The organism is Stenotrophomonas maltophilia group sp. Smal17 (genome assembly GCF_030237045.1).
Taxonomy (GTDB): Bacteria; Pseudomonadota; Gammaproteobacteria; order Xanthomonadales; family Xanthomonadaceae; genus Stenotrophomonas; species Stenotrophomonas forensis.
Genome location: NZ_JASJSU010000021.1, coordinates 44,994 through 54,136, shown reverse-complemented (window position 1 = coordinate 54,136; position 9,143 = coordinate 44,994). Strand labels below are relative to the sequence as shown.

Genomic DNA, 9,143 nt, shown 5'->3' with positions numbered 1-9,143 from the left:
CGGCCAGCGGCCGGCACTACCGATCCGTTACGCTGCAGGGCATGACCCACCGCCCGCCGCGACAGCCCCTCATCGATGCCCTGCGTGGATTCGCGCTGCTCGGCGTGTTCCTGGTCAACCTGCGCTTCTTCTCGCTCGATGCGCTGATGACCGAGGCCGCGCAGCAGGCGCTGCCCAGCGCGGCACTCGACCAGGCCATCCGCACCGGCATGGAATGGCTGGTGGACATGAAGGCAATCACCCTGTTCTCGCTGTTGTTCGGCATGGGCGTGGCGATGCAGATGGACGGCCATGCGCCCGGCAGCATGGCCGCGCACCTGCGGCGGATGGCGGTGCTGCTGGTGATCGGCCTGCTGCATTCGGTGCTGCTGTGGTGGGGTGACATCCTGCTGGTGTACGCACTGGTCGGCCTGCTGCTGCCGTTGTTCCGGCACCTGGGCGATCGTGCCCTGCTGTGCAGTGGCCTGTTCATCGCCCTGCTGCTGCCGCCGCTGCTGTCGCCGTGGATCCGCGAATGGGTGGCCCTGCTCACACCGCGCGCGCAGATGAACGCCACAGCGCTCGAGGCACTGGCGCACGGCAACCTGGCCCAGGCGTGGTGGCACAACCTGCAGCTGGCGGCATGGCTGAAGCTGAGCAACTGGGCACTGCTGTTCTTCGTGCTCGGCCGCTTCCTGCTGGGCTACTGGGCCGGTCGTCGCGGGCTGCTTCAGCAGCCGCAGGCACACCGGCCGCTGCTGCGCTCGATTGCCCTTGGTGGGCTGCTGTTGACGGCCGCGTTCCTGTGGATCGATGCCCACGCCGATGCGCTCAAGCAGGCATGGCCGGCGCTGCGTGCGGGCGTTCCCGGCTACCTGCTGCGCGTGTCGTACCGCGTTGCGCCACTGGCACTGGGCATCGCTGCGGCCGCCATCTTCGCCCTGCTCTATCTGCGCCCGTGGGCCGAACGCGTGCTGCGCGTGTTCGTCCCGGCCGGGCGCATGGCATTGAGCAACTACCTGCTGCAAAGCGCCATCTGCGTGCCGTTGTTTGCCGGCTTCGGGTGGGGCATCGGCCCGCAGCACGGGCTGTGGCCGGTGCTGCTGGTGGCAGCGGTGCTGTTCCCGCTGCAGCTGTGGGCGAGTGCGTGGTGGCTGCGCGGCCATCGCTTCGGGCCGGTGGAATGGCTGTGGCGCAGCGCCAGCGAAGGACAATGGCTGCCGCTGCGGCGCTAGCCATCGGAGACGGAGCGGATCAGGTCGTTTTTTGCCATTTGCGACTTAATCCCCTCCGTCCCCGTTTTGCCGGCCAGCGGCCGGCACTACCGGTCAGCCGATCACGCGCTTGAACGGCGGCAGCGCGTCGATGATGCGCTTGCCGTAGCGACGGGTCAGCAGCCGCGAATCAAGGATGACCACGCGACCCGTGTCGGTGGAGGTACGGATCAAGCGGCCGGCGAACTGGGTCAGAGTGCGCAGCGCGTGCGGAATCGCGATCAGGTTGAACGCGTTGAGCCCGCGCCCTTCGAACCACTCGCTGAGCGTGGCGGTCTGCGGGTCGGTCGGTACCGCGAACGGCACCTGGGTGATCACCACCGTGGTGCAGGCTTCGCCGGGCAGGTCCAGGCCCTCGCCGAACGAGTTCAGGCCGAACAGCACCGAGCCCTCGCCCGCCGCGACGCGGCGCAGGTGTTCGTCGATCAGCCGGGTCTTGGACATCTCGCCCTGCACCAGCACCTGCTTGCGGCGCGCGGCCGACATCAGGCCGGCCACCTTCTCCATCTTCCAGCGCGAGGTGAACAGCACCATCGAGCCCTTGGCCCAGTCCAGCTCGGTGTCGAGGTAGCGCGCCACTTCGCGCGGATGGCCTTCGCGATCATCCGGTGTGACCGGGAACTTCGGCACGATCAGCTCGGCCTGGTTGGGCAGGTCGAACGGCGAGGACAGCGAGACCATCTCGGCCTCTTCGGGAATGCCGTTGTCGATCGCCAGCGACTGGAAGTCGCCGCCGCCGGTCAGCGTCGCCGAGGTCATCACCACCGAATCCACTTCGTCCCACAGCAGCTTGCGCAGCACGTGCGCGGCCGACACCGGCGAGCCGTGCAGCACGAGGTCGCCGTCGCGGGTGGCAGTGACCCAGCGCGCCATCGGCGGCGCACCGTCCTTGTCCTCGCGGCGCCAGGCCTGCCACAGGTTGTACTGCTGCTCGATCATTTCCAGCGCCATGCCCAGGTTGCGCTGCAGGCGCTCGCGCGCGGCATCGTCCGGCTTGCCCTTGGCCACCTGCGCGGTGGCCGCATGCGCCCAGTTGTAGAGGCTGCGGGTATCGTCGGCCAGCGCTTCGATCGGCTCGCGCCAGGCCTCGGGCAGGCGACCGTTGGCGGCGCGCCACATCGGTTCCTCGTCGGCCGGCGCCGGCATCCACACCCGTTCGATGTGGTCACGGAAGGCACGCAGCTGCTTGGCCACGTTGCTGGCCACCTCGATCGCTTCGTTGGGCAGCAGGTTGCCGAGGCGGTCCTTGTCGACCGCGCGGTAGGCGCCGGCAATCAGGATCTGCAGGCGGCCGGTGCGCTTGGCCATCTCGTCCAGCGCCAGGCTGGCCGCGCCCTGGTCGATCGCCACGTTGCCGATGTGATGGCCTTCGTCCAGCACCAGCAGCATGTCCGACGGCGCCGCGATCAGCGGTTGGCCATTGTCGCTGTCGCCGATCGACAACGCCGACAGCAGCAGCGCGTGATTGGTCACCACGATCTGTGCGTCGCGCACCGTATTGCGCGAACGCAGCACCGCGCACTGCGCCGAATAGGCGCAGCGGCGCCCGGCGCAGCCCGAGGCCGGCGTGGTGATGCGGCTGCGCAGGCCGGGGCTGATGGTTTCCGGCGCGTTGTCGATGTCGCCATCCCAGCTGCCGCCGGTGAAGGCATCGGTCAGGCGCTTGGCGATGTCCATCTCGATCGGCGCCAGCGGCCGGTCGAACAGCGGCGCGTCATCCTCGAACATGCCGCCCTGCGAGCCCTCGCCCTGTGCCTCGGCGGCATTGCGCGTGCACAGGTAGCGGGTACGGCCCTTGGCCAGCGCCACCGTCGCTTCCAGGCCGGTGGCCTTGAGGAAATTCGGGATATCACGCTCGACCAGCTGCGACTGCAGGGCCACGGTGCCGGTGCTGATCACCAGCTTCTTCTTGCTGGCCAGCGCGATCGGCACGCCCGCGGTGAGGTAGCCCAGGCTCTTGCCGACGCCGGTCGGCGCCTCGACCACGCCGACGCCACCGCTTTTCGACAGCGCACGCGACACCACGCCGATCATCTGGCTCTGCGAGCGGCGGGTGGAGAAGCCGGGGGTATTGGCCTGCAGCGTCGTGTACGCCTTGCGGATCGCGTCCTTCAAGGGGTCATCGAGCGTGCGCGGAGCGGCGACGGTTTCGGTCACGCCGGGAAGTACCGTGGCTGGATCAGGCCGGTCATTGTCGCATGGCCGGCCACGTCCGCCGCCGCTGGCACCCTGAACGGGGCAGCGACGACGCCGGGCAGCGGGATGAACACGCCGGGCGCTACAGGCGACGGCCCAGGGCCGTCACCGGGGTGTCACTGCACCGGGTTGCCGCGCAGCCGCAGCAGGCGCACCAGCGCCCATACCAGCAGCACCACGCCGATGGCCTCGACCAACGCCAGCGCGAAGTGCAGAACGCCGAGCACGGCGCCCATGCCCGACACGGCACCAAAGTTGCCACTGCTGACCAGCCACATCGGCAGGATGCCGGCGGCCAGGCCGCCCAGGCAGGACAGCAGCAACAGCAGCAGGCCGACCAGCGCGCCGGTACGGGTGGCATCGCGCGGCGCGCCGACCACCCAGACCAGGCCCACGCACAGTGCGATCAGCACCGGCAGGCGTACGCCGACCATGCTCAGTACGGTCACCAGCAAGGCGGTGCTGTCCATGGTTCAGTCCTCGCCGGCCAGCACGGCGGCACCCTGACGCAGCGACTGGTAGACCTCGTCGGTCTGCGGGCGCACGCCGTGCCACTGCAGGAAGCTCTCGGCGGCCTGTTCGACCAGCATGCCGAGGCCATCGACGGTATTGCGGCAGTTCGCCGCGCGCGCCCAGGCCAGGAAGGCGATGGCGGCTTCGCCGTAGTTCAGGTCAACGGCGGTGGTCATCGAGTTGACCAGCGACAGCGGCAGCTTGAACTCGACATCGCGGTCGCGGCCTGCCGAGGTGGCGTTGACGATCAGCTCGAAGTCGCCGAGGTCGCGCAGGTCTTCCCAGTAGCGGCTGATCGCGCGGCCCGGTTCGCCCATCGCGTCGATCAGTTCATCGGCGCGTTCCGGCGTGCGGTTGACCACCACCAGCTCGGTGATGCCGGCATCGAGCAGCGCCGGGGCGACGCTGCGTGCGGAGCCACCGGCACCGATCAGCAGCATGCGGCGGCCACGCAGGTCCAGGCCGTGGCGGTCGGTCAGGTCGCGCACCAGGCCGATGCCATCGGTGGTGTCACCGTGCCAGCGGTCGCCCTTGCGCAGCAGGGTGTTGACCGAGCCGGCGCGGCGCGCCCGTGCGGTCAGCGTGGTGCACACCGAGAACGCGGTTTCCTTGTGCGGCAGGGTGACGTTGGCGCCGACACCGCCCTCGGCGGCGAACGCCTCCAGACCGGCCAGGAATGCATCCGGGGCCAGGTCGATTGCGCGGTAATCCACCGCGATGCCTTCCTGGCGACCGAACGTCGCATGGATCTGCGGCGACTTCGAGTGGGCAACGGGGTGTCCGAAGACGGCGTAACGGTCGGTCATGGAATCCTCAAGCTGGCTAGACTGATGCTCTTTCGTGCACGGACCCGGATGATGCGCATCACCCCGCCCCTGCTGGTGCTCGCCGCCAGTCTACTCTCTGCCCCCGTGGCGATGGCGTTGAACGAGTACGGCATCGAAGGCATGGGCGTGGTCTCGACCCGCGCCGACGAGGGCCGCGCCACGATCAGTGCCGATGGCCAGCGCATCGTTTTCGCCCGCCGCAGCGAGTCCGGCTGGGGCCTGTGGGAAGCGCGCGTGGCCGATGGCCGCTGGCAGCAGGCGCAGCCCCTGCCGGTGGACGTGGCCGGTGAGGCCCGCGATCCCTACCTCAGCCGCGATGGGCGCTGGCTGCTGTTCGCGGCCGGCCGCCAAGGCACGCTGGCGCTGTATCGCGCGGCATTGTCCGCCGATGGCCGGCTGGGCGCTGCGCAGGCCCTGGCCGGCGATGGCGGGCGCCGGGAAGAGCGCGGGCCGGCCCTGAGCGCGGATGGCCAGCGCCTGCTGTTTGCCCGCCAGCAGGGACGTGGCGCAGGCTGGGATCTGTTCGTGGCGCCGCTGGACGCGCAGGGCGTGCGTGGCCGGGCCACCGCACTGGGCGCGTTGAACAGCGCCGAGGACGAGACCGACGCTGACTGGCTCGGCAATGATGGCGCGGTGGTGTTCAGCCGCGGCAGCGGCGCGACCGCGCAGGTCTGGAGCAGCGGCTGCGCGTGGAGCGGCGTGGCGCTGCAGCCGCTGGGGCTGTCGTTCAACCAGCCCGGCGGCTGGACCGGTGCGCCGGTGATCGACAACGCCAAGCCCGGCGAGATGCTGGTCGCCAGCAGTGCGGCCAAGGCGCCGCGTGCCGGCGGCGTGGATGTGTACCGGTTGGCGGTGCCGAAGGTGGCGGCGGTGCCCGGGTGCGTGCAGTAGATCCACGCCATGCGTGGATGGCCGTCTGGTAGATGCCAACCTTGGTTGGCATGCAGGAAGGTGCCAACCAAGGTTGGCACCCAGCGTGGATGATCGATTGGTAGGTGCCGACCTTGGTCGGCACAGAAGCAAAACCGCCAACCAAGGTTGGCCACTACCAGAGCATCGCCGTCAGCGCGACAACACCCTGGCACGCTGCTGCTCGTACTCGACCTCGCTCAGCTGGCCATTGTCCTTGCGCTGGTTCAGCGCGGCCAGTTCGGCCTGCACGCTGTCCGGAAGGGCCTGCTCACGGGCCACGTGGCGGGCCGCCGACAGCTGCTCCGGCGGGCGCTTGCCGGCCCGCCAGGCCGCGATGAAGACACCGACAATGATGGCGCCGAACACCAGCGTACCGATGCCCCAGATCAGCCATTGCATCCATCCCAGTTCGGGTCCCATCGCGCTTTCCTCCGTCTATCGTCGCGCCATTGTCAGCGCTCGCGCAGCCATCGCGCCACCTGCGGCGCGAAATAGGTCAGCACGCCATCGGCACCGGCCCGCTTGAAGCCCAGCAGCGACTCCATCACGCAGGCGCGCTCGTCCAGCCAGCCGTTGGCGAAGGCGGCCTTCATCATCGCGTACTCGCCGCTGACCTGGTAAGCGAAGGTCGGCACGCCGAACGTCTCTTTGACCCGGCGTACCAGATCCAGGTAGGGCATGCCCGGCTTGACCATCACCATGTCGGCGCCCTCTTCCAGGTCCAGCGCGATTTCGCGCAGGGCTTCGTCGCCGTTGGCCGGGTCCATCTGGTAGGTCTTCTTGTCGGCCTTGCCGAGGCTGGCCGCGCTGCCCACCGCATCACGGAACGGGCCATAGAACGCCGAAGCGTACTTGGCCGAGTAGGCCATGATGCGCACGTTGATGTGGTTGGAGACATCCAGCCCGCGGCGTATCGCACCGATGCGGCCGTCCATCATGTCCGACGGCGAGACGATGTCCGCACCGGCCTCGGCATGCGACACCGACTGCTTGACCAGTGCGTCGACGGTGATGTCGTTCAGCACATAGCCCTTGTCATCGATGATGCCGTCCTGGCCATGCGTGGTGTACGGGTCCAGCGCCACGTCGGTCATCACCCCCAGTTCCGGGAAACGCGCCTTCAGCGCGCGGATCGCCCGCTGCGCCAGGCCGTCCTCGGCCCACGCCGCCGACGCGTCCAGCGACTTCAGCGACGGGTCGATCACCGGGAACAGGTCGATCACCGGAATGCCCAGTTCCAGCGCTTCCTCGGCCACCTTCAGCAGTTCTTCGATCGACAGCCGCTCCACGCCCGGCATCGACGGCACCGCAGTGCGGCCGGCAAGCTCGTGCACGAACACCGGGTAGATCAGGTCGTCGGTGGTCAGCGTGTTCTCGCGCATGAGGCGGCGCGAGAACTCGTCATGGCGCATGCGGCGCGGGCGGTAAAGCGGGTGGGACATGGCAGGCTCCGAGGAGTGGCTATTGCAACAGGTAGCCCTGCGGCAGCAGGGGTTCGGGCAAGGGGCGTTCGCCGAGCGCGTCGAGCTGGTCGATCTCGATCGTGCGCACCAGCGCGTCCAGCGGCAGGTCGTTCGGCTCCAGGCCGAACGGGTCTTCCATTTCCTCGCCCAGCTGGTCCAGGCCGAAGAAGGCGTAAGCCAGCACCGCCGACAATACTGGCGTACCCCAGCCCAGCGAACTGGCCAGGCCGAACGGCAGCAGCACGCAGAACATCCACGCGCAGCGGTGCAGCAGCAGGGTGTAGGCGAACGGCAGTGGTGTGGTGAGGATGCGCTCGCAGCCGGCCTGGATCGACGACATCGCGTGCAGGCGCTCCTCCAGCTGGGCGTAGAGGATCGGGTCGAGGTCACCGGCGCGCAGGGCCTGGGCCAGTTCGGCGGCGATCATCGACAGCAGCGCGTCAGGCACGTTCTCACGCTGGCCGAGCTGTTCACGCTGGCGCTTGTCCAGCCACGGCAGGGCCATCAGGGCCACGATGCGCCCGCGCAGGCGCCCGGCCAGGGCATGGGCGAAGGCCGTGGTGACATAGGCGATGCGGCGGCGACGGCCATGGTCATCGGCCAGCAGCAGATTGACCTGGCGGGCCAGCGAACGCGATTCAAAGACCAGCTGGCCCCACAGCTTGCGGCCTTCCCACCAGCGCTCGTAGCAGGCGCTGTTGCGGAAGCTGAGGAAGATCGACAGCACCAGGCCGAGCAGGGTGAACGGGGTGACCGAGACGCGCTCGATGCCGGTCGGTGGCGCCAGTTCCACCACCGCGGCCACGGCAATGGACAGAACCAGGATGGCCAGCACCTTGGGGGCGATCGCTTTGACGATCGAACCGCGCAGGATGTACAGCAGTTGCCAGCCGTGGGGACGGGGTCGGATGATCATGGGGCAGCCGCGCCGGGCGCGGATTCACAGGCACGCGGGGGGCTCGCGCAGCCATTCATTGTACGCCCCTGCCCGGCTGTGGGCCGTGTGCCTGCGACGCCCTGTCGCACCCCGGGACGGGCTCAGATCACGCCGCCGCCCAGGCCGAGGCGCAGGATGCCGACCACCACCACGATGCCGTTCAGGACCAGCCCGGCCCAGGCCCGGCCGCGCTTGCTCGGGTGGGTGAACAGGATGCCCAGCGCGGCGATCACCGCGCCGACGGCAGCGAACGGGATCAGGAACCAGTTGCCCCAGCCCAGCAGCGGAATCAGCGCCAGGATCATCCACAACAGCGCCAGTACGCCCCACAACAGACTGATCACACCCATGCCGCTCTCCCGCCGTTGGTTCCTGGGCCCACCATAGACGTTCCCGCCGCTGCCGCCTACTGCCATTGGCGGGGCTGTCACCAGGGCCGTGCTAGCGTGCGGTGGTGCGTGCCCTGGCCCGGATGTTGGCGCCGATTCAGAGTGGCCCGCCGATGATCACAACCAATCCTGCAGGGGTGATGCCATGAACATTCGTTGGGCCGCGTTGGCGGCCATGCTGCTGGCCGCCGCCGGTTGTGCCAGCACCTCCAAGGTGATGCTGGGCCGCGCCCGCGCACCGATCGACCCGGCCCAGGTGCAGATCTATTCGACGCCGCCGGCCGGTTCGCAGGAAATCGCGCAGCTGGAATCGGCGTCCGCCGTGGGCTTCGGCACCCAGGGCCAGACCGATGCGGCGGTGGCACGCCTGAAGCGCGAGGCCGCGGCGCTGGGTGCCAATGGTGTGGTGCTGATGGGTGTCGGCAGCAGCGGTTCGCCGGTGGGCATGTCGGTGGGCGCCGGTACGTTCGGCTCGCATGTCGGTGGCGGCGTCGGCATCGGCATTCCGACCACGCAGAAGCGCGCCGCCGGTGTCGCGATCTGGGTACCGAATCCGCAGCCGCCGGCACGGCTGCCGACGCAGGTGATCACGCCTCCGCCGCCGCCGCCGCGGTGACGCGACTGCGTCACCGCCGGTAGTGCCGGCCGCTGGC

Annotated in this window: 10 protein-coding genes; 3 read left to right on the top strand and 7 right to left on the bottom strand. The window is 69.1% G+C overall.

Annotation, left to right across the window (positions count from 1 at the left end):
• Positions 1–1,214, top strand: a 1,214-nt coding sequence (locus QRO93_RS08430; protein ID WP_285304085.1) for a DUF418 domain-containing protein, incomplete at its 5' end; no start/stop codon positions are given.
• A 93-nt stretch (positions 1,215–1,307) separates the two neighbouring features.
• Here QRO93_RS08430 and dinG read toward each other — a convergent pair.
• From dinG to aroE, 3 genes are all read right to left on the bottom strand, one after another.
• Positions 1,308–3,410 (bottom strand): ATP-dependent DNA helicase DinG, encoded by a 2,103-nt coding sequence (gene dinG / locus QRO93_RS08425; RefSeq protein WP_180879460.1) that lies wholly within the window; start codon positions 3,408–3,410, stop codon positions 1,308–1,310.
• A gap of 155 nt (positions 3,411–3,565) precedes the next feature.
• The gene (locus tag QRO93_RS08420) at positions 3,566–3,919 is read right to left on the bottom strand and encodes a hypothetical protein (RefSeq protein ID WP_053451099.1); all 354 of its coding nucleotides are present in this window, start codon (positions 3,917–3,919) and stop codon (positions 3,566–3,568) included.
• 3 nt (positions 3,920–3,922) lie between these two features.
• Positions 3,923–4,768, bottom strand: coding sequence for a shikimate dehydrogenase (aroE, locus tag QRO93_RS08415; protein ID WP_008268064.1), 846 nt, complete (start codon positions 4,766–4,768; stop codon positions 3,923–3,925).
• A gap of 48 nt (positions 4,769–4,816) precedes the next feature.
• Here aroE and QRO93_RS08410 point away from each other — a divergent pair, with 48 nt between their 5' ends.
• Positions 4,817–5,680 (top strand): PD40 domain-containing protein, encoded by an 864-nt coding sequence (locus tag QRO93_RS08410; protein ID WP_053451101.1) that lies wholly within the window; start codon positions 4,817–4,819, stop codon positions 5,678–5,680.
• A gap of 171 nt (positions 5,681–5,851) precedes the next feature.
• Here the strand turns inward: QRO93_RS08410 and QRO93_RS08405 are convergent, their stop codons facing one another.
• The 4 genes from QRO93_RS08405 to QRO93_RS08390 all read right to left on the bottom strand — a co-directional run bounded on the left by QRO93_RS08405 (position 5,852) and on the right by QRO93_RS08390 (position 8,451).
• Positions 5,852–6,121, bottom strand: coding sequence for a hypothetical protein (locus QRO93_RS08405; protein ID WP_040006915.1), 270 nt, complete (start codon positions 6,119–6,121; stop codon positions 5,852–5,854).
• A gap of 32 nt (positions 6,122–6,153) precedes the next feature.
• Positions 6,154–7,143, bottom strand: a complete 990-nt coding sequence (gene hemB / locus QRO93_RS08400; RefSeq protein ID WP_180879458.1) for a porphobilinogen synthase — start codon at positions 7,141–7,143, stop codon at positions 6,154–6,156.
• Positions 7,144–7,162: 19 nt separating this feature from the next.
• Positions 7,163–8,080, bottom strand: a complete 918-nt coding sequence (locus QRO93_RS08395; protein WP_053511317.1) for a bestrophin family protein — start codon at positions 8,078–8,080, stop codon at positions 7,163–7,165.
• A 122-nt stretch (positions 8,081–8,202) separates the two neighbouring features.
• A complete protein-coding gene (locus QRO93_RS08390) occupies positions 8,203–8,451 on the bottom strand; it encodes a hypothetical protein (RefSeq protein WP_006475755.1) in 249 nt (82 codons plus the stop codon).
• Positions 8,452–8,635: 184 nt separating this feature from the next.
• Between QRO93_RS08390 and QRO93_RS08385 the strand changes: the two genes are divergently transcribed.
• Positions 8,636–9,106, top strand: coding sequence for a hypothetical protein (locus tag QRO93_RS08385; RefSeq protein WP_180879456.1), 471 nt, complete (start codon positions 8,636–8,638; stop codon positions 9,104–9,106).
• Positions 9,107–9,143 lie beyond the last annotated feature (37 nt).